17 protein-coding genes and 1 riboswitch are annotated in these 17,204 nt (G+C 75.7%); of the genes, 8 read left to right on the top strand and 9 right to left on the bottom strand.

Annotated features, from left to right (window positions below):
• Nucleotides 1-976 (bottom strand): alpha/beta hydrolase (locus AB0J00_RS19445; RefSeq protein ID WP_357747984.1); only part of this gene is annotated, 976 nt, incomplete at its 3' end.
• 150 nt (nt 977-1,126) lie between these two features.
• On the opposite strand from AB0J00_RS19445, the gene AB0J00_RS19440 reads away from it, so the two are divergent.
• The gene (locus AB0J00_RS19440; protein ID WP_357747981.1) at nt 1,127-2,530 is read left to right on the top strand and encodes an NAD(P)/FAD-dependent oxidoreductase; all 1,404 of its coding nucleotides are present in this window, start codon (nt 1,127-1,129) and stop codon (nt 2,528-2,530) included.
• A gap of 67 nt (nt 2,531-2,597) precedes the next feature.
• Here AB0J00_RS19440 and AB0J00_RS19435 read toward each other — a convergent pair whose 3' ends face one another.
• A complete protein-coding gene (locus AB0J00_RS19435; RefSeq protein ID WP_357747978.1) occupies nt 2,598-4,058 on the bottom strand; it encodes a benzaldehyde dehydrogenase in 1,461 nt (486 codons plus the stop codon).
• A 201-nt stretch (nt 4,059-4,259) separates the two neighbouring features.
• Here AB0J00_RS19435 and AB0J00_RS19430 point away from each other — a divergent pair, with 201 nt between their 5' ends.
• Together AB0J00_RS19430 and AB0J00_RS19425 are read left to right on the top strand one after the other, a co-directional pair.
• Nucleotides 4,260-5,231 (top strand): GGDEF domain-containing protein, encoded by a 972-nt coding sequence (locus AB0J00_RS19430; protein ID WP_357747975.1) that lies wholly within the window; start codon nt 4,260-4,262, stop codon nt 5,229-5,231.
• A gap of 120 nt (nt 5,232-5,351) precedes the next feature.
• Nucleotides 5,352-5,633, top strand: coding sequence for a hypothetical protein (locus AB0J00_RS19425; RefSeq protein WP_357747972.1), 282 nt, complete (start codon nt 5,352-5,354; stop codon nt 5,631-5,633).
• A gap of 22 nt (nt 5,634-5,655) precedes the next feature.
• Here the strand turns inward: AB0J00_RS19425 and AB0J00_RS19420 are convergent, their stop codons facing one another.
• On the bottom strand, nt 5,656-6,591 hold the full coding sequence (locus AB0J00_RS19420) for a hypothetical protein (RefSeq protein WP_357747969.1): 936 nt from the start codon (nt 6,589-6,591) through the stop codon (nt 5,656-5,658).
• 36 nt (nt 6,592-6,627) lie between these two features.
• Here AB0J00_RS19420 and AB0J00_RS19415 point away from each other — a divergent pair, with 36 nt between their 5' ends.
• Nucleotides 6,628-7,485, top strand: a complete 858-nt coding sequence (locus AB0J00_RS19415) for an arginase family protein (RefSeq protein WP_357747966.1) — start codon at nt 6,628-6,630, stop codon at nt 7,483-7,485.
• 103 nt (nt 7,486-7,588) lie between these two features.
• A complete protein-coding gene (locus tag AB0J00_RS19410) occupies nt 7,589-8,539 on the top strand; it encodes a trypsin-like peptidase domain-containing protein (protein WP_357747963.1) in 951 nt (316 codons plus the stop codon).
• Between the two features lie 3 nt (nt 8,540-8,542).
• On the opposite strand, the gene AB0J00_RS19405 is transcribed toward AB0J00_RS19410, so the two are convergent.
• Both AB0J00_RS19405 and AB0J00_RS19400 read right to left on the bottom strand, forming a co-directional pair.
• Nucleotides 8,543-9,340, bottom strand: coding sequence for a PrsW family glutamic-type intramembrane protease (locus AB0J00_RS19405; RefSeq protein ID WP_357747960.1), 798 nt, complete (start codon nt 9,338-9,340; stop codon nt 8,543-8,545).
• Between the two features lie 183 nt (nt 9,341-9,523).
• Nucleotides 9,524-10,003: a DUF2000 domain-containing protein gene (locus tag AB0J00_RS19400; RefSeq protein WP_357747957.1), complete on the bottom strand. Its 480-nt coding sequence runs from the start codon at nt 10,001-10,003 to the stop codon at nt 9,524-9,526.
• A gap of 106 nt (nt 10,004-10,109) precedes the next feature.
• Here AB0J00_RS19400 and AB0J00_RS19395 point away from each other — a divergent pair, with 106 nt between their 5' ends.
• Complete coding sequence (locus AB0J00_RS19395; RefSeq protein WP_357747954.1) at nt 10,110-10,580, top strand: Lrp/AsnC family transcriptional regulator; 471 nt, start codon at nt 10,110-10,112, stop codon at nt 10,578-10,580.
• A 20-nt stretch (nt 10,581-10,600) separates the two neighbouring features.
• On the opposite strand, the gene AB0J00_RS19390 is transcribed toward AB0J00_RS19395, so the two are convergent.
• The gene (locus AB0J00_RS19390; protein ID WP_357747951.1) at nt 10,601-11,449 is read right to left on the bottom strand and encodes a lysophospholipase; all 849 of its coding nucleotides are present in this window, start codon (nt 11,447-11,449) and stop codon (nt 10,601-10,603) included.
• A 46-nt stretch (nt 11,450-11,495) separates the two neighbouring features.
• Nucleotides 11,496-12,113, bottom strand: a complete 618-nt coding sequence (locus AB0J00_RS19385; RefSeq protein WP_357747949.1) for a TetR/AcrR family transcriptional regulator — start codon at nt 12,111-12,113, stop codon at nt 11,496-11,498.
• 21 nt (nt 12,114-12,134) lie between these two features.
• Here AB0J00_RS19385 and AB0J00_RS19380 point away from each other — a divergent pair, with 21 nt between their 5' ends.
• On the top strand, nt 12,135-13,304 hold the full coding sequence (locus AB0J00_RS19380) for an MFS transporter (RefSeq protein WP_357747946.1): 1,170 nt from the start codon (nt 12,135-12,137) through the stop codon (nt 13,302-13,304).
• A gap of 79 nt (nt 13,305-13,383) precedes the next feature.
• Here AB0J00_RS19380 and AB0J00_RS19375 read toward each other — a convergent pair whose 3' ends face one another.
• Nucleotides 13,384-14,469, bottom strand: a complete 1,086-nt coding sequence (locus tag AB0J00_RS19375) for a transglycosylase family protein (protein ID WP_357747943.1) — start codon at nt 14,467-14,469, stop codon at nt 13,384-13,386.
• Nucleotides 14,470-14,475: 6 nt separating this feature from the next.
• Nucleotides 14,476-14,623, bottom strand: a riboswitch (cyclic di-AMP (ydaO/yuaA leader).
• Nucleotides 14,624-15,218: 595 nt separating this feature from the next.
• On the opposite strand from AB0J00_RS19375, the gene AB0J00_RS19370 reads away from it, so the two are divergent.
• Complete coding sequence (locus tag AB0J00_RS19370; RefSeq protein ID WP_357747940.1) at nt 15,219-16,604, top strand: NosD domain-containing protein; 1,386 nt, start codon at nt 15,219-15,221, stop codon at nt 16,602-16,604.
• A gap of 101 nt (nt 16,605-16,705) precedes the next feature.
• Here the strand turns inward: AB0J00_RS19370 and arr are convergent, their stop codons facing one another.
• Nucleotides 16,706-17,116 (bottom strand): NAD(+)--rifampin ADP-ribosyltransferase, encoded by a 411-nt coding sequence (gene arr, locus AB0J00_RS19365; protein ID WP_357747937.1) that lies wholly within the window; start codon nt 17,114-17,116, stop codon nt 16,706-16,708.
• Between the last annotated feature and the right edge of the window lie 88 nt (nt 17,117-17,204).

The raw sequence follows: 17,204 nt of genomic DNA, 5'->3' as shown, positions 1-17,204 counted from the left end.
TGGCACCGACGTACTGCCCGACCAGCGCGGCCCGGTCGACCTCCACCAGGTGGCCCTTCTGCAGCAGCCCGACCGCCCGGTACATCTCGGCCAGGTCGACCTCACCCGCGCGGAGCTGCCCCACCGGCGCCAGCGCGACGCTGGCGAACCCGGCCACCCCGCCGTCCACCTCCGCGACGAGCGTCCGGGTCCGCTCGACCAGCAGCCGGTGCCCCTCCTCGGTCCGCCGCCCGGCCCAGGCGTCGCGCTGCCGCTGGTCGTAGTGCCCGGCGGCGGACTCCTGGATCGCGGCCACGCTCACCCGGTGCAGCGCGGCGGCGTCCTCGGGCCGGGCGGGCCGGACGGTCACCGCCCGAGCGTGCACCACGGCGGACGCCGCCAGCTCCCGGAGCAGCCGGACGACGTCGTCCGGGTCGGTCTGCGGGGTCATGTGCGCCGCCCCCGGCAGCTCGACCAGCCGGCCGCGCGGCGCGAGCTGGGCGAGCTGCTGGACCCAGTCCCGGGGGCAGAGCGCGTCCCGGCTCCCCCGGACGACGACCACCGGCACGGTCACACCCCGCAGCCGCTGGTCGGTGCGGTCCCGCGAGGTCCGCCGCCACAGCTCCACCATCCGGCGCGGGCCGGTCGTCAGCCACTGCGCGAGCAGCAGCGGCACCTGCCACCACGGCTCGTGCACGGCGGTGCGCGCCCACCGGGTGGCCAGCCGGCCGCGGCGCAGCAGCCGCGGGTCGGTGGTCGGACCGAGCAGCAGCAGCCCGACCACCCGCGGGTCCCGGGCGCCCACCGCCACCGCCACCTGGCAGCTCTGCGAGTGCCCGACCAGCACCACGGGCTCCTCCCCCAGCCGGCCCAGCAGCTCGTCGGCCAGGGCGTCGACGCCGCCGACCGCGGCCCGCCGGCCCATCCCCGGCAGCGGGACGACGGTGCCGCCGGCCCGCCGCAGCACCCGCGCCCACGACCTGCGGTCCAGCCCCATCCCGGGTAGGAACACAGGAACGGGAATCCCCGCGCCGCCTGCGATGCTGTCCTGTGCGACCCCTGCGAGCGACGCCCGGCGTGGGCTGACCGCAGTTCCCCACAGCGCGGTGGGATGATGAGTCATCATGACGACATATCAGGAGGCACTGTGACCACCGCGACCCAGTCCACCCGCCAGCGACCGCGCGTCGTGATCGTCGGGTCCGGGTTCGGCGGGCTGTTCGCCGCCCAGCGGCTCAAGAACGCCCCGGTGGACGTGACCCTGGTCGCCAAGACCGCCCACCACCTGTTCCAGCCGCTGCTCTACCAAGTCGCCACCGGCATCCTCTCCGAGGGCGAGATCGCTCCCGCCACCCGGGAGATCCTGCGCGACCAGCACAACGCGCGCGTGGTCCTGGGTGAGGTCACCGACATCGACCTGACCGCCCGCACCGTCACCTCGACCGTGCTCGGCCGCACCACGGTGCACCAGTACGACGAGCTGATCGTCGCCGCCGGTGCCGGCCAGTCGTACTTCGGCAACGACCAGTTCGCCGAGTTCGCCCCGGGCATGAAGAGCATCGACGACGCCCTCGAGCTGCGCGGCCGCATCTTCGGTGCGTTCGAGCTGGCGGAGCTCGCCACCGACCCGGCCGAGATCGACCGGCTGCTCACCTTCGTCGTCGTCGGCGCCGGCCCCACCGGCGTCGAGATGGCCGGCCAGATCGCCGAGCTCGCGCGCCGCACGCTGCGCCGCGACTTCCGCAACATCGACCCGACGTCGGCCCGGGTGATCCTGCTCGACGCCGCGCCGAAGGTGCTGCCGCCGTTCGTCGACAAGCTGGGCCAGGCCGCCGCGGAGCGGCTCAAGGAGATCGGCGTCGAGATCCAGCTCGGCGCGATGGTCACCGACGTCGACGCCGACGGGCTCGTGCTCAAGGACAAGGACGGCCACGAGCGGCGCATCCACGCCGCCACCAAGATCTGGGCCGCCGGCGTCCAGGCCAGCGGGCTGGGCAAGATCCTCGGCGAGCAGTCCGGTGCCGAGGTCGACCGGGCCGGCCGCATCGCCGTCCAGCCCGACCTGACCCTGCCGGGCCACCCCGAGGTGCACGTGGTCGGCGACATGATCTCGCTCAACCGGCTCCCCGGTGTCGCGCAGGTGGCCATCCAGGGTGGCCGGTTCGCCGCCGACGCCGTCAAGGCCCGCGTCGCCGGGAAGCCCACCGCGCCGGAGTTCCACTACCACGACAAGGGCAGCATGGCGACGGTCTCGCGGTTCTCCGCGGTCGCCGATACCGGCCGGATCAAGATGAGCGGCTTCTTCGCCTGGGTGGCGTGGCTGCTGGTGCACATCGTCTACGTCGTCGGCTTCAAGAACCGGTTCGCCACCGTGTTCCACTGGCTGGTCAGCTTCCTGGGCCGCGGCCGCGCCCAGCGGGTGGCCACCCAGCAGCAGGTGTACGGCCGGCTGGCGCTGGAGCACGTCGGCCCGGAGTTCGAGATCTCGAAGTCCGGCGGCCCGAAGTCCGGCGACCTGCAGCCCGACCTGACCGGTCGCAAGTCCGCCTGACCGCAGCACGACGACGGCCCGGTCCCCTCGCGGGGGCCGGGCCGTCGTCGTGGAACCGGTCGGGACGTCAGAACGGGTAGGCCGGCAGGTCCCCGCGCAGCGTGACCCACTGGGTCTCGGTGAACGCCTCAATGTTGGCCTGCGGGCCGCCGTGCCGGGAGCCGGTGCCCGACGCCCCGACGCCGCCGAACGGCGCGACCGCCTCGTCGTTGACCGTCTGGTCGTTGATGTGCACCAGCCCGGCCGGGATGCGCTCGGCCAGCTGCAGGCCGGCGTACACGTCCCGGGTGAGGATGCCCAGCGAGAGGCCGTACTCGGTGCCCGCCGCGAGCGCGGCGACCTCGTCGACCGAGGAGAACGGCGTCACCGGGGCGACCGGGCCGAAGATCTCCTGCTGGTAGGCCGGCGCGTCCACCGGGACGTCTCCGAGCACGGTCGGCCGGTAGAACAGCCCCTCGTACGTGCCACCGGTGCGCACCGTGGCCCCGGCGTCGACGCTGGAGGTGACCAGGCCGTGCACCCGGTCGCGCTGGTTGGCGTCGATGATCGGGCCGAGCGCGACCTGGTCGCGGAACGGGTCGCCGACCGGCAGGTCCTTCACCTTGTCGGCGAGCACCTGGGTGTACTCCTCGGCGATCGACTCGTGCACCAGGTGCCGGCTGGTGGCCATGCAGATCTGGCCGGAGTGGGCGAAGGTGCCCCACGCGCCGACCGAGGCGGCCTGGGTCACGTCGACGTCGGGCATGACGATCAGTGCCGAGTTGCCGCCCAGCTCCAGGTGCGCCCGCTTGAGGTGCTGGCCGGCCAGGGCACCGACCGCGCGGCCGGCCTTCGTGGAACCGGTGAAGGCGATGACCCGCACCGCGGGGTCGGTGACGAGCGCCTCGCCGACGTCGGCGCCACCGGGCAGCACCTGGAAGACCCCGGCCGGGACGCCGGCCTGCTCGAACAGCGCGGCGAACATGGCGCCGCCGGAGATCGCGGTGCGCGGGTCGGGCTTGAGGATGACCGCGTTGCCGAGCGCGAGCGCCGGGGCGATGGCTCGGATCGCCAGGATGGTGGGCACGTTGAACGGCGCGATCACGCCGACGACGCCAGCCGGAACCCGCCGGGCGAAGGACAGCCGCGGCGAGCCGGTGCGCAGCAGCTCCCCGTACGGGTGGCTGGGCAGGGCGGAGGCCTCGTAGCACTCCTGCGCGCTGGTGTGCACCTGGAAGTCACCGAAGGGCTGGATGGCGCCGGACTCCCGGGCCAGCCAGCCCTTGACCTCGCCGGCGGCCGCGGCCAGCAGGTCACCGGCCCGGCGGAGCACCGCGGCGCGCTGCTCGAACGGCAGCGCGGCCCACTCCCGCTGGGCCGCGGCGGCCCGCGCCCCGGCCTTCTCGACGTCGGCCGGGGTGGCCTGGCCGACCTCGCCCAGCCCCTCGCCGGTGGCCGGCTCCACGGCGGTGTAGGTGCCGCCGCTGCCGTCGGTCCACGCGCCGGTCCAGATCTTGCCGCGCCAGGCGCCGTCCTCGAGGAGTGCCATGGCCGTCCTTCCGTCTCGTGATCAGTCGTGCCCGGTCTTTGTGCCACCGGGGCGGCCGGGCGTCCAGCGCATCCTTCCAGGCAGCGGGAACCGGTCCGTGCCGTTCCGTTCCGGGGTATGCGCGAGCGCGCCCCCCGAACGGGTCACACGTGGTGCACAGTGGTTCGGTTGCGGCGCTGACCAGCCGATTCCCCGCACGACATGGACGAGGTGGGCACGATCGCGAAGCTGCCGGCGCGGGTGGCGCTGCTGGCACTGCTGTACGCGCTGAGCGGCGGCTTCAGCCTGGCCGGGGCGGCCGCGCCGATGGACGCCCGCACCCCGGTCGGGCTGCTCGTCGTCCTGGGGGTGGTCGGGCTCGCCGGGGCCGGCCTGCTGGTGGGGTTCGGACGCCGGACGCCGGAGCACGTGCTGCACGGCGCCCAGGCCCTGCTCGCGGTCGCGGTGGCGGTGCTCGCCGCCGAGTCCGCGACCAGCGCCGGTGTGGTGGGGCTCGGGCCGATCCTCATCACGCTGGGCCTGTACGCCGCGCACTTCTGCTCGCGGCCCGCCGCCCGCGCCCACGCCGCTGCGGCGATCGTGCTGATCACCACGGGTGTGCTCGCCGCCGAGCCGGACCGCCTGCTGGCGCCGTGGTCGATCGCGGTGGTCGCCACGGCGGTCGTCACCGAGGCGCAGGTCCGGCTGACCGCCCGGCTGCGCGCCGACGCGCACACCGACCCCCTGACCGGGCTGGCCAACCGCCGCTCGTGGGAGGCGGAGGCCGCCCGCGGCCTGGCCCGGGCGCTGCGCCACGGCGAGCCGCTGTCGGTCGCCGTGCTGGACCTCGACGACTTCAAGGGCGTCAACGACCGGGACGGCCACGGCGCCGGCGACCGCCTGCTGCGCGACCTCGCCGCCCACTGGACGGCGCGGCTGCGCACCTCCGACCTGCTCGGCAGGCACGGGGGCGACGAGTTCGTCGTCTGCCTGCCCGGCACCGACCGCGAGGACGCCCGGGAGGTGCTGCGCCGGCTGGACCGGGACACCGCCCCGATCGGCTGGTCGGTGGGGCTGGCCAGCGCCCGGCCCGGCGACACCCTGGTCACCCTGCTGCAACGCGCCGACGAGGCGCTCTACGTGAGCAAGCGGGTGCGCCGGGAGACCCTCGGCGGGCGGCCGCGCGGCGAATGAGCGGGCGGTGACCGCCCCGGCCGGCTCGCGGAGGTCCTAGCCTGGTCGGGCCGGGCTCCGCCGCGTGCGGTCCGGTCCACCGCCAGCGCGGCGGCACCCCGCTCCCGTCGGGAGGCCACGATGCCCGGTCGCCTTCAGCACGGTCCGACGACCCCCGCCTGCTACCTGGCCCGGTCCGCCGTCTTCTGGCGTGCCGGGCTGGCCCCGGTGCCGCCGCTGGCCCGGCTGACCGGCGAGCTGCAGCTGTTCGACTGCCCCGGCTGCGGCGCGCCCGCCACCGTGGAGTCCCGCTGGCAGGCCGGCGGGACCAGCTACGTCAAGCTGCGCTGCCTGCACCGGCACTGGCACCTGGTGCCGGCCGACCAGCGGACCGGCTCCCCGGTCGGCGCCGCGGCCCGGTAGCCCGCTCCCCGGCGGCCCCCGGTCACCCGTCGCCGGCCGCGGCGGCCAGCCGGTCGGCGTGCGCGTGCGCCCGCTCGGCGATGGCCGCGGCGGTGCCGGCCCGGCGGGAGGCGGCGTCCCGGCGCTTCTCCGCGTCGGTGACCTCGCCGGCCGCGGTCGTCGCCTGCCGCTCGGTGCGGCGCAGCTCCTGCTCCAGCTCGTCGACCCGGGCCCGCAGCTGGTCGCGGCGGTCGGTGACCTCGGCCAGCCGGCGCTCGGCGTCCTCGGCGGCCTCCCGCGTCTCGGCCGCGACCCGGGCGGCCTCCTCGGCGTCCTGCCGGGCCTGGGCCAGCTCCCGGCGGCGGCGCTCGGCCTCCTCCCGGCGGCGCCGCTCCTCGTCCTCCGCGCGCCGGACGGCCTGCGCCTCCCCCGCGGCCCGCCCGGCCCGCTGCGGCGGTGGCGCGGGGCGGGCGGGTGCGCTGGGCGCGACCGCGCCGCTGAGGTCGACCGGGCCGAGGCCGGTGTAGGACAGCGCGCCGGTGAGCCGGCCGGCCAGCAGCGCCGCCCCGGCGTCCGGGTCGGCCACCGCGGCCCGCAGCGTGCCCTCCACCTGCTCGGCGATCGAGGTGCTGACGTCGTGCCCCTCCTGGTGGGCCAGCGACCGCGCCTGCCGGGTGAGCGCGGCGACCACCTGGGACCGCTGCCGGCCCAGCTCCTTGAGCTGGTCGCCGGAGAGGTTCGCCTGCGCCTGCCGCAGCAGCTCGCCCAGGCCGACCAGCTGCGCGATCTCGTCGTGCTGCCGGCGCACCAGCAGGTTGCACACCCACGCCGCGGTCGAGGGCTTGGGCAGCGCGGCCACCTGCGCGGCGAGCTCCTTGTCGCCCTCGGCGCGGGCGCGGTCCCGGGCCGCGGTGCGCGCGGGGACGAACTCCTCGGGCGGCACCGCGTAGAGCTCGTCGGCGACCTCGTCCAGCTCCACCTGATCATGGTGCCGCACCCGGGCACACTCGGCGTCGTGACCGCCGCCGTGCACCTGCTGGTCGCGCCCTGGGACTCCGGGGTGCGCGGTACCCGCATGGGCGGGGGCCCGCCTGCGCTCGCCCGCGCCGGTGCGGACCGGCTGCGCGCCCGCGGGCGCCCGGTCACCCGGACGGACGTCGAGCCCGCGGCCGGCTGGGCGGCGGAGCTGCGGACGGCGTTCGAGCTGCAGCGCGCGACCGCCGCCGCGGCCGCCCGGGCGCACGGCCGCGGTGAGCTGCCGGTGCTGCTGTCCGGCGACTGCAACACCACCGTCGGGATGCTGGCGGCGCTGCAGTCCGGGGGTGCGCGGGTCGGGCTGTTCTGGCTGGACGCGCACGGCGACCTCAACACCCCCGACGTCGACGCCCGCGGGTACCTCGACGGCCACGGGCTGGCGATGGCCGTGGGCTGGTGCTGGCGGGCGGCGACGGCGACGGTGCCCGGCTTCGCCCCGCTGCCCGAGGAGCACGTGGTGCTGGTGGGCGCCCGCGACCTGGACCCCGCGGAGCGGACCGCGCTGGCCGGGTCGGGGATCCGCTGGCTGCCGCCGGACCGGGCGCGCGACCCGGTGGCCGTCGACGACGCCGTCCGCGCGCTCGCCGGGGCGGTCGACGTCGTCCACCTGCACGTCGACCTCGACGTGCTCGACCCGTCGATCGCCCCGGCGAACGGGTACGCGGCGCCCGGCGGCCTCACCGGGGCGGAGGTGCAGGAGGTCGTCCGGCAGACCGCCGGCCGGGTGCGCATCGGATCGGCGACCCTTGCCTCCTGGGACCCCTCGTACGACCCCGCCGGCCGGCTGCGGGACACCGCTGTCGACCTGCTGGAGACCGTCTGCGCGCTGGCCGGTTGAACCAGCTCGCCGGGCCCGTCCCGTTCGCTGACAGCGTGACCCGGGACACCGGAACAGGCGTTCACTGGAGGTCTGTAACTCGGTAATCGGAGAGGGGGCCACCATGAGCCTCGCGGACGGGCGAGCGGCCGAGGACGCCGCCCTGGACGCCTACTCGCAGATCGTCACCCGGGTGGCCGCCGAGGTCACCCCGCACGTCGCCGCGCTGCAGGTCACCGGCCCGCGCGGGCGGACCGGCGCCGGGTCGGCGGTCGTGTTCGACGAGGGGCTGCTGCTGACCAACGCGCACGTCGTCGCCGACGCCACCCGCGGCACCGCCGTCTTCGGCGACGGCACGGAGACCACGGTCGACGTGGTCGGCGCCGACCCGCTGTCCGACCTCGCCGTCGTCCGGGCGCGGACCGCCACCCCGCCGCCGGCCGAGCTCGGCGACGCCGCGGAGCTGCGGGTCGGCCAGCTGGTGGTGGCGGTCGGCAACCCGCTCGGGCTCGCCGGGTCGGTCACCGCCGGCGTGGTCAGCGCGCTGGGCCGATCGCTGCCCACCCGGGACGGCCGGGCCGCCCGGGTGGTCGAGGACGTCGTGCAGACCGACGCCGCGCTCAACCCGGGCAACTCCGGCGGCGCGCTGGCCGACGCCGCCAGCCGGGTGGTCGGGATCAACACCGCCGTCGCCGGCTGGGGGCTGGGGCTGGCCGTGCCGATCAACGACACGACCCGCCGGATCATCACCGCGCTGCGCCGCGACGGCCGGGTGCGCCGGGCCTACCTCGGGCTGGTCAGCACGCCGGTACCGCTGCCGGCGCCGCTGGCCGAGCGGGCCGGGCAGCGCCGCGGGCTGCGGATCATCGACGTGCTCGCCGGCTCCCCCGCCGACCGGGCCGGGCTCAAGGCCGGCGACCTGGTGCTCGAGGCGGGGCGGCAGCCGGTCGCGTCGGCGCAGAGCCTGCAGCGGCTGCTGTTCGCCGAGGCGATCGGGCAGCCGCTGCCGATGACCGTCGTCCGCCGGGGCGCCATGGTCGACGTGATCACCGTGCCGACCGAGCTCACCGGCTGACCGTCACACCCCCAGCGGGGCGCCGGTCCGCCGCGCGTCCCGCTTGTGGGGGGCGGCCAGGTGGTGGCTGGTGATGCCGAGCAGGCCGAGGCTGATGGCGGCCAGCACCAGGTAGGCCGCGGTGTTGCCCAGCGAGTCCCAGATCGTGTGCAGGGCGACGACCACGACGAAGGCGAGCACGAACCGGCCGATCGCCCGCGGCCGCCAGCGCTCGGTGGCCGCCGACCACAGCGCCGCCGACGCCAGGCCGGTCCAGGCCATGTGCGCGGCCGGGCTGAGCACGCCCCGCAGGAACAGCACGTTGTCGACCACGGTCAGGTCGCCCCGGGACTGGATGAGGACGACGAACGCGTAGCCCATCGTCTCCAGCACCGCGAAGCCCGCGCCGCAGGCCACCCCCACCAGCAGCCCGTCCGCGGGGTGCCGGTCGCGGCGGACCAGCAGCAGCAGCGCCGCGGGGACGATCAGCTTGGCGAACTCCTCGATCAGCCCGACGCCGACGGTCGGCAGCACCCCCAGCCGGTGCAGCGTGCGGAACTCGAGCACCCCGGCGGTGACCACCCCGATCACGCCGCCGACCAGCGCGGTCATCGCGATGGTCCCGCCGCTGACGCCGAACACCAGCCGGCGGCCGGCGATGAAGGTGACGAACGTGGCCGGCACCACCGCGGCACCCAGCAGGATCAGCGCCGGCACGAAGTTCGGGTTGCCGGTGTCGACGATCGCGCGGCGGATCAGCTCGAACAGCAGCAGGCCGACCACCAGCACGGGGAGCCAGGACCATCGTCGTGCGTGCACCATGCCGGAACGTTCCTCTCTCGCCGGGGGGGGCCGGGACGGGTCAGCCGCTGGGGGCCGTGACGTCGTCGTCCGGGCTCGGACAGCCTGGCCCGGCGGCGGGCGGCGCGCCACCCCGGAGGACGGCGAGCGCCACGTCGACGAACCCGGGCAGCCGATCGGGTCACCGGCGCGGGTGTCCAGGGGTCAGCGCAGCAGCGGCAGCTTCCCGACCAGCTTGTCGATCCGGTTGCGCGGGCCGACCAGCGACAGCGCGCGCAGCGCCAGCCCGTCGGCCGGGGTGGTGGCGAGCTCCTGCAGGTACTCGGCGTAGACCCGGTTGGTCTGCGCGCTGGCCGGCATGCCGACCGCCCACACGCCCAGCGCCGCGGCCGCCTTGGCCGCGATGCCGCTCAGCTGCTCGGCCGGCGCCGCCAGCACGCTGCAGCCGGCCCACGGCAGCCCCGGGTGGAACGTGCCGTCGGCATCCGGGCCGCCGGGGCCGAGCAGCCCGGCGACGGAGCTGCCCACCTGGGCGGCGGTGCAGGCGGCGGCGTTCACCGCCACGCCGGCGGGCAGGTCGGCGTCGACGACGAGCACCCAGCGCAGCCGGCTGCTGCGGGTGGGCTGGTCGAGCACGACCTCGTCGGGCAGCCAGCCGGGCACGGTCTCGTCCACTGCGGTCACGGTGTTCCCTCCAGATGTGCGGATTGCACGGCCGAAGGTAGGCAGGACGGCGGTCTGCGTCGACGGCGTCCGTACGATGTACGGCAACCGGGCGGGAGGGCTGGCGATGGACGAACTTGATGCGGCGCTGCTGCGCCAACTGCAGCGCGACGCACGGCGCACCAACCGCGACCTCGCGGCCGCGGTCGGGGTCTCCCCCAGCACCGCGCTGGAGCGGGTGCGCGGGCTGCGGGAGCGCGGCGTCATCCGCGGGGCGAGCCTGGACGTCGACCTGGACGCCGTCGGCCGGCCGGTGCAGGCGATGATCGCCGTCCGGATCCGGCCGCCGTCCCGGTCGCTGATCGAAGCGTTCCGCGACTGGGTGGCCCAGCTGCCGGAGACCGTCGGGGTGTTCGTCGTCTCCGGCACCGAGGACTTCCTGGTGCACATCGCCGTGCCGGACACCGACGCCGTCTACTCGTTCGTCATCGACCGGCTGACCGAGCGGCGCGAGGTCGCCGACGTGCGCACCAGCATCGTGTACGAGCACCGCCGCACGAGGGTGGTCGAGCCGCTGCAGCCGCGCCGGCGGCGCTGAGCCCGGTCAACTGCGCGCGCTCAGCCGCGGTGCGCGTCCAGCCAGCCGACGACGTCGTCGAGGACCTGCTCCTGCTCGGGCTCGTTGTGCGGCTCGTGGAACAGCCCTGGGTAGACGGTGCGAGTGACGTCGGCCGACCCGGCCCGGGCCGGCACCACCTCGCTGGCCGCGGCCGGCACCAGCCGGTCGGCGCCGCCGTGGACCACGAGCAGCGGCATCGTCAGCCGGGCGAGCCGCTCGGGCAGCGCGGCGCCGGTGGCGACCATCTCGTGGCCGGTGCGGGCGCGGACCTTGCCCGTGTGGTTGAGCGGGTCGCTGCGGTAGGCGGCCACCACCGCGGGGTCCCGGCTGATCGCCTCGGCGTCCAGGGCGAGCACGCCGAGGTCGGGCAGCAGCCGGGAGATGACCGGTGACAGCAGCCGCTGGACGGCCGTCGCGGAGGCGCCGGTGTCGAGGGCGGGCGCGGAGATGACCGCGCCGCGGACCCGCCGATCGGGCGTGCCGGTGAGGTACTGGAGGGCGATCAGCCCGCCCATGCTGTGGCCGTAGACGAACACCGGCAGCCCGGGGTGGCCGTCGGCGGCCTGGCGGACCAGCCGGTCGACGCCGTCGACCGTCGCCGCCATGCTGCCGATGTTGCCGCGGGTGCCCGGCGAGCGGCCGTGCCCCGGGTGGTCGACGGCGGAGACTGCGTAGCCGGCGCGGGCCAGCCGCTCGGCGACGTGCGCGTAGCGGCCGCCGTGCTCGTGCAGGCCGTGGACCAGCGCGACCACCCCGACCGGCGCGGGCGGGGTCCAGGCCTGCCAGTACTGGCCGCCGGGGAGGGTGCCGTCGGTGGTGCGGACGGCGTCGTCGCGCGGGCCGGTCATCGGGCTCTCCTTCTCGCCGGGTGTGCGTCCGGTGCATGGTGGCCGATCACCGTGCCGCGGCGGCACCCGCCCCGCCGAGCCGGCCGGCCAGCCACCGCGCGGCCTGCGCGCGGGCGCGCTGCACCGGGTCGCCGGTGTCCAGGTCGGGCGTGACGCCTTGCCGGGCGAGCCGGGCGAGCGCCCCGTCGTAGCCGGCCAGCAGCACGTCGGCGGTGCCGGCCGGGTCGCTGTCACCGGCCTCCGCGGCGAGAGCGCGGAGCCGATCGACCAGCAGCCGCGAGTCGGCCTGCAGCCACTGCCGGCCCGGGTGGCCGGGCGGCAGCTCGGTGGCCGCGGCCAGGAACCCGCAGCCGCGGCCGGCTGCCTGGGTCGCGCGGAAGGCCGAGACGGCGTCGAAGACGGACAGCAGCCGCTCGACGGGGTCGGTGCGGGCGGCCAGCACCTCGTCCCAGACCTGCTGCCAGCGGCGGAACCGGTGCTCGAGGTAGGCGGCGACGAGCCCGTCCTTGCCGGCGAAGTGGGCGTAGAGCGTGGCCGGGGCGACGTGCGCGCGGGCCAGCACGGCGTCGACGCCGGTGGCCGCGATGCCCGACTCGTAGAACAGCTCGCCGGCGGCGTCCAGCAGACGCTCGCGCGCCGGTCGGGTCGCGGCGGACGGCGTCACGGGCCTAGCGTAACGACCGTTATGGTGAAACGAGCGTTACAGTCGACGTCGTCGCACCCGCTGGTGGTCAGCGGGCTGATGGTCATCGCGGTGACGTACGGGCTGACGCGGTACGGCTACGGGGTCTTCCTCCCGCAGTTCCGCGCCGACCTGGGCGTGACGTCGTCCGTGGCCGGGGCCATCGCGGCGGGCAGCTACCTGGCGTACTGCGCCGCGGCACTGGCGGGCGCGCGGCTGGTGGCCGCCGGCCGCGCCCGCGGTTCGCTCTGGCTGGCCGGGCTGTCCGCCGCGGCCGGCGCGGTGCTGGTCGGCGTGGCCTGGTCGGTACCGGCGCTGGCCGTGGGTGCGCTGGTGGCCGGCAGCGGGGCGGGAGCGGCGAGCCCGGCCCTGGTGGCGGCGGTGGCGGACACGGTGGCACCGGACGTCGAGGCGCGGGCCCAGGCGGTGGTGAACAGCGGCACCGGCGCGGGGGTCGTGGCCGGCGGGCTGCTCGTGCTGGCCTGGGTGGACGGCTGGCGGTCGCTCTGGCTCGGGTTCGCCGTCGCCGCGGTGCTGACGACCTGGTGGGCGGACCGGTCGGCGACCTGGTCCGCCGCCCGGGACCGGCCGCGCTCCACCGGGCCGCGGGCGGGCCGGGCCCGCGCGGTGACCGCGGCCGGGCTGGCGGGGGCGGGCGGCACGGCGGTGTGGACGTTCGGCCGGGACCTCACCACCGGGTCCGGGCTGTCGGACCAGGTGACCGGCGCGCTGTGGTGCCTGCTCGGCGCCGCGGCGTTGCTGGGCGGGCTCAGCGGGCGGCTGGTGGAGCGGGCCGGGCTGCGCGGCGCCTGGGTGGCGACGGCGGCGGCGACCGCGGCGGGGACGGGACTGCTGGCGTGGCGGCCGGGGAGCGTGGTGGTCGCCGCGGTGGCGCTGGCGGTGTTCGGCTGCGGGTTCGTGGCGCTGAGCGGGGTGCTGATCAGCTGGGGCACCGCCCTGGCGCCGGAGGCGGCCGCGCAGACGACCGCGGCGCTGTTCGTCGCGCTGACCGTGGGGCAGGCGGCCGGCGCGCTGCTGCTGGGCGCGCTGGCCGACGCCGCCGGGAGCGTGCCGGCGTTCGTGGTCGCGGCCGGGTTGGTGCTGGCGGCTGCGCCGGCCGCCCCGCGCCGGGTGCCCACCGGCCCGCCCCCGGTGGCCGCCGGACCCCGCTGAACAACACCGGCCCGCACGGACGGACGACCCCCCGCCCGCAGGTGCGGGCAGGGGGTCGCTCGAGCGGGCCGGCGGGGGGTCAGCCCGCGTAGTTCACGTGCACGTGGTCCATGTGGTTGGCGGTCGGGCTGCCCCGGTCCTCCATCTGCTTCCACGCACCGGTCGGCGACGTCAGGATCTTCTGCTGGTAGATGACGTAGTCGACGCCGAGCTCGTCCCAGTGGTCGACCTGGTACTGGACGATCGCCTTGCCGAGGGCGGTGTCGGACATGACCATGTAGTCGATCGCCAGGCCCGACGGGTGACCGTGCGGGTCGACGGCGCTGGCCCGCGTGCCGCCCAGGGTGATGGCGCCGGCGCCGGGCACGTTGCTGACCACCGCGTCGGCCGCCGCCTGCGCCGCCGGCTTCACCGGGCCGGCGCTGTTGGTGATCTTCGCGGTCGTGGTGGCCGCGGTGCCGGTGGTGACGGCGACCGTGGTGATCGTGGCGGTCGTGCTGCCGGCCGAGTTGCCGACGGTGCCCACTGTGCTGGCCGGCGCGGCGGTGCCGGTCAGCGAGAGGTGCTCGCCCGGGAAGATGCGGTTCGGGTCGCTGCCGATGGTGGCCTCGTTGCGCTGGTAGAGCGCCTGCCAGGTGGTGCCGTGGGCGGAGGCGATCCTGGCCAGCGTGTCGCCCCGGGCGACGGTGTAGTCGCCACCCTGCGGAGCCGCCGCCGGGGCCGGAGCCGCGGCCGCGGGAGCCGCGGGCGCCGTCGTGCCCGACTGCGCGGCGGCCGCGGCGGTGCCCCCGGTCAGCTTCTTGCCGCAGGTGGGCCAGGCGCCGATGCCCTGCCCGGCGAGGACCTTCTCCGCGATCTGGATCTGCTGCGCCGGGGTGGCCAGGTCGGCCCGCGGCGCCAGCGCGGTGCCACCGAAGGCGGCCCAGGTCGACTGGCTGAACTGGAGGCCGCCGTAGTAGCCGTTGCCGGTGTTGATGTCCCAGTCGCCGCCGGACTCGCACTGGGCGACACCGGTCCAGTCGTGGGTGGTGACGCTGGACGGGGTGGACGCCTGGGCGGTGCTGCTCAGGACGCCGATGCCGACGACGGTGGCGCCGGCGGCGAGGGGGGCGCGAGCGACGACCTTCTTGGTGCGGACGTAGCGCGGCGCGCGGTGCTTTGCCATGAGTCGTTGATCTCCGATCACCGCCGGCGAGGTGAGCTGTCGGGTTCGGGCGATCGGCGCCCGGCCGCGCGCGGCGGCTTCACCCCAAGACGCACTGGGTGCGCCGGGAACCTGGGTCCCCCACCCCTGTCCTGGACTGTTGCGGAAAGGCCACCGGTGGACAGGGTTGGGCGGACCGGCGCCGCGCTCTCCGTGTACGAGCGCACACGAAAAGCTACGGGCCACCTTGGCAGTAGTCGTCGTGACCTGGGTCACGTCTGCGCCCCCGACACCTGTTCGCGCAGGTCGCCGGTTCCTGGTGTCGCGCCCGTCACATCGGCTCTCGACGACATGCCGAACCGCAGTGCGCAGATTGCTCGGCACGGCGCAACCACCCGCGTCTGCGCTTGCACCCGACGTCTCACGGCGGGTCTCCCGCCGCCGCCCTGCCACGGCGGCGACCGGGCCGCACCAACGGACGGCGACCTGGGGCGGGTGGCACACCCGCCGGTCCGGCGCGGAACGCGCCTCGAGGGGCAGGGACCCCCTCCTCAGGTCGGAGCTGCGACTTGCGACGGGCAACAAGTCCCGACTCCCGGGCCGTTCACGCCGCCCGGGAGCGCCGCGAAGGTGAGCCCGGATCAGCCAGACAACGCACAGGCGGGGCTCACCCGTCGCACACCTCCGCGCCCGCGAGGAAGCGGGCGTGGCCAGTGCCGGAAGAGGAGGCCACCATGCACCACTCGGAGAGGCCGGGAGCGCGTGCCGCGATGGGACGCAGGCTCTCGGTGCTCAGCGTGCTCGCGCTGCTGCTCGCGGTCCTGCCCGCGGGCGTCGCGTCCGCACACTGGCGCGGCGGGCACACCTGGGTCGTCGAGCCCGGGCAGTCGATCCAGGCGGCGGTCGACCAGGCCCGCAGCGGCGACACCATCCAGCTGCTCGAGGGGACCTACGAGAACCAGGCCGTGTGCATCAACGGCAAGGGCCTGACCATCACGGGCGCCGGGGCCGACAAGACCCGGATCACCTGGCCCGACTGGACGGTCGTCGAGGACCAGGCGCCGGCCCCGGCGGCGGGCAACGCCTGCTGGACGGAGTGGGCGCGGCACGATCCCGAGAGCACCGACACCGCCGAGGGTGACGCGCTGCAGCAGAGCCTCTCCGACGACGTCTCGGCGCTGTTCTTCTTCAACCCGGACAGCCCGGTCACCGTGACCGGCCTGCAGACGGTCAACCACCCGGCGAACGGCATCGTCGTGGAGACCGCCCGCGACGTCCAGGTCTCCCACACGAAGGGCGTCGCGCACGACCGGTACGGGATCCTGGTCAGCAACACGACCAACAGCCGGATCACCGACAACGTCGAGCAGGGCCTCGACCGCGGCATCCAGCAGGAGGGCACCAGCGGCAGCAGCGGGACCGCCGGGATCTCGGTGTCGGACTCCCCCACGGCGAACTCCTACGTCGCCCGCAACTCGTCCGACGGCTGGAACCTGGGCATCTTCGTCCGCGAGTCGCGGACGGGGAAGCTGGTCGGCAACACCGTGACCAACAACTGCGTCGGCATCAACATGTTCGACGACGGCAACACCGAGGTCCCGGTGGTCGCGCCCTCGACGATCCCGGCCGGCGACTGGCGGGTCGTGGGCAACACGGTCCGTGACAACCACCGGTTCTGCCTGGCCGGCATCGGCCAGGTGGAGGGCCAGCTGGCGGTCTCCGGCACCGGCGTGGCCGTGGTGAACATGGACTCGGTGCTGATCAAGGGCAACACGATCACCGACAACGGTCCGACGCCGCCGGCCCGGACGCTGGACTTCCCGGCCGCCGGGCTGCTCCTGCTCACCCTGCCGCTGTTCAACACCGACCAGCCGAACGCCGCTGGTCCGGTGGAGAACGTCTCGGTCGTCAAGAACACCATCGACGGCAACACCACCTCGGTGGACACCGACGGGCCTGGGCCCGCCGAGCCGTTCTTCGCGCCGCTGGACGTCCTGGTCGGCTTCCCGCCGGGGACCGTGTTCACCGACGCGGACGGCAACGTGGTCCCGACCCCGGTGCCCGGTCCGGGCATCAACTTCTCCGGCAACTCCTGCGGGGTCGCCCTGCTCGGTGAGGGTGTCTCCGGGATCGACATCGGCTGCGGCGGTGCGTGAGCCGCTCCGGCACTGAACGACCGCTCCACCCGGGGGCCCTCTCGATCCGTCGAGAGGGCCCTCGGCCTGTCCGCCGCCGGCCGTCCGGTCGGCACCGGCCGTCAGTTGATGATCTCGCCCCGCTGGTCCGCCCGGAGCGCGGACAGCCGGTCCCGCCAGGTCTGCAGCGCCTCCGGCGTCAACCGGGTCCAGTCGGTCACCTCGCGGACGACCCGGAGCGGTGCGGCGCTGCGGTAGGACCTGGTGGGGTTGCCGGGGAACTTCTTGTCGGTCACGTTCGGGTCGTCCTCGTAGGGCCCGGTCGGCTCGACCTCGTACACCCGCGGCTCACCGTCGCCGCGGGCGAGCTCCGCAGCGAGGCCGGCGCCGTCGCGCAGCGCGGTGAAGTAGACGTGGTTCATCACGACCTCGGGGCGGTAGTTCGACCGGAACCCCGCGGTGAGCAGGTCGTCGACCCGGAGGTCGGCCTTCGTGCCGTGGAAGAACGGCCCCTCGTCCAGTGCCCGGGTCATCGCGACACCGTAGGGGAGCCTCGCCGCGAACCGCTCGGAGCTCTCGGCTCGAGGACCGCACCCGGGAAACGCAGCGTCGCCCCGGCCG

It is taken from the genome of Modestobacter sp. NPDC049651 (assembly GCF_040659695.1).
Classification (GTDB): Bacteria; Actinomycetota; Actinomycetes; order Mycobacteriales; family Geodermatophilaceae; genus Modestobacter.
Note: the sequence above shows the minus strand (reverse complement) of the source record. Positions and strands in the feature narration are given on the sequence as shown.